Origin of the sequence: Streptomyces sp. IBSBF 2435, assembly GCF_036815005.1 — a bacterium.
GTDB lineage: Bacteria > Actinomycetota > Actinomycetes > Streptomycetales > Streptomycetaceae > Actinacidiphila.
Genome location: NZ_JAJSYW010000372.1, coordinates 1 through 1,692 on the forward strand (window position 1 = coordinate 1; position 1,692 = coordinate 1,692).

Consider the following 1,692-nt stretch of genomic DNA (forward strand, 5'->3'; position numbering starts at 1 on the left):
CCGGTGGGGCCGCGGGGGTCCGGGGGCCGTCGGGACCCGGCGGAGCGGACTGCGCCGCGGCGGCTTCTGGTGGTGCCATGTCGGTGGCCTGGCCTTCCGGGTGTCAGGGGGCGGGTCGCTCAGAAGGCCCCGGCCACCGAGTCCTTGGCATTGCTCTCGTCGTAGGCGCGGTCGGAGATGATGACGTTCTGCGGTATCGCCTCGCCGCCGTAGAACTTCTGCGCGGTGGCGAAGGCCAGCGGCCCGAAGCGCGGGTTGGACTCGATCACCGCGTTGTACTGGCCGTTGACGATGGCCTGGACGGCGTTGCGGGTGCCGTCCACCGAGACGACCTTGACGTCCTTGCCGGGGTTCTTGCCCGCGCTCTTGAGCGCGGTGACCGCGCCGAGGCCCATCTCGTCGTTCTCCGCGTAGACCGCGGTGATGCCGGGCTTGGACTGGATGAGCTGCTCCATGACCTGCTGGCCCTTGTCGCGGGTGAAGTCACCGGTCTGCTGGGCCACCACCTTCAGGCCGGGAGCCTTGGCGGCGATCTCGTCCAGGAAGCCCTTGGTGCGGTCGGTGGTGACGTTGTTGCCCGAGGAGCCGAGCAGGATCGCGACCTGGCCCTTGCCGCCGGTCGACGCGATCATGGCGTCCGCGGCGCGCTGGCCCTGCTTGACGAAGTCCGAGCCGAGGAAGGTGACGTAGTCCTTGCAGGAGGTGGCGTTGATCTTGCGGTCGATGGTGATCACCGGCACGTGCTTGGCCGCGGCGGCCTGCAACGCGGGGTCCAGGCCGTCGGAGTTGAGCGGCGCCACGATCAGCAGCTGCGCGCCCTGGGTGAGCATGTCCTGGATGTCGCTGATCTGCTTGGGCAGTTGGGACTGCGCGTCGGTGGTGAGCAGCTTCTTCACCCCGAGCCTGGCGGCCTCGTCCTTGATCGACTTGGTCTCGGCGATCCGGAACGGGTTGTCCTCCTTCTCGGACTGCGAGAAGCCGACGACCGCGTTCTTCAGGTCGAGCTTCGGCGCGCCGTAGGCGGCCAGGGTGCAGCCGTCGGCCGCCGCCGTGGCCGACTCGGTGACCTGCTGCTGGGCCGCGTCCTGGGAACCGCTCGGCGCCGCCGCCTTGTCGTCGCCCTCGGACTTGGAGCAGCCGGTGGCGGCGAGGCCCGCGGTGGCGAGCAGCAGGCAGGCGGCGGCCAGGGTGCGGGTTCTGTGCTTGGTCATGCTCACGACACTCCTTGGTCTCGACGGAGGTGCGTCCGTCGGTCGTACGAGTGGTCCGGGGCGGCGCGCCGGAAAGCGGGAACAGGTGTCCCGGGGCGCGGCTTTACAACGTTATATACGCGCCTCCCGACCGCGACAAGAAGGCGGCCGAGAGTTTCGAAAACCCGTCAGCTGCCGCCTCCGGCCGCTGTTCGACGGGACGGGTGGGACTTCAGGCGACTTCTGTGTGAGCTATGGACATGACAGTCCGTGCGTGCTGTCATGCCGGATGGCATCGGTCTTTCCAACGTTGGAAGAACACCAGGAGGCCACCCCCCATGCCCCTGAACCGCCGACAGTTCGTCACCACCGCGCTCACCGCGGGCGCCGCTATCCCCCTGCTGCCGGCCGCGCCGGCCCATGCCGCCGCCGGGGGTGGAGCCCCGGGCCGTGCCTCGTCCCGGGTCGCCCCCGCCCCCGGCGGTCTCTACAGCCCCAACGC

1 protein-coding gene is annotated in these 1,692 nt (G+C 69.7%); it reads right to left on the reverse strand.

Going from position 1 to position 1,692, the window contains the following annotated elements:
* Nucleotides 1-119: 119 nt before the first annotated feature.
* A complete protein-coding gene (locus V7E46_RS33480; RefSeq protein ID WP_333771919.1) occupies nucleotides 120-1,211 on the reverse strand; it encodes an ABC transporter substrate-binding protein in 1,092 nt (363 codons plus the stop codon).
* Between the last annotated feature and the right edge of the window lie 481 nt (nucleotides 1,212-1,692).

What these genes read in the sequence shown, in the direction of transcription:
- V7E46_RS33480 (WP_333771919.1), bottom strand. Translation starts at nt 1,211, where the DNA reads ATGACCAAGCACAGAACCCGCACCCTGGCCGCCGCCTGCCTGCTGCTC.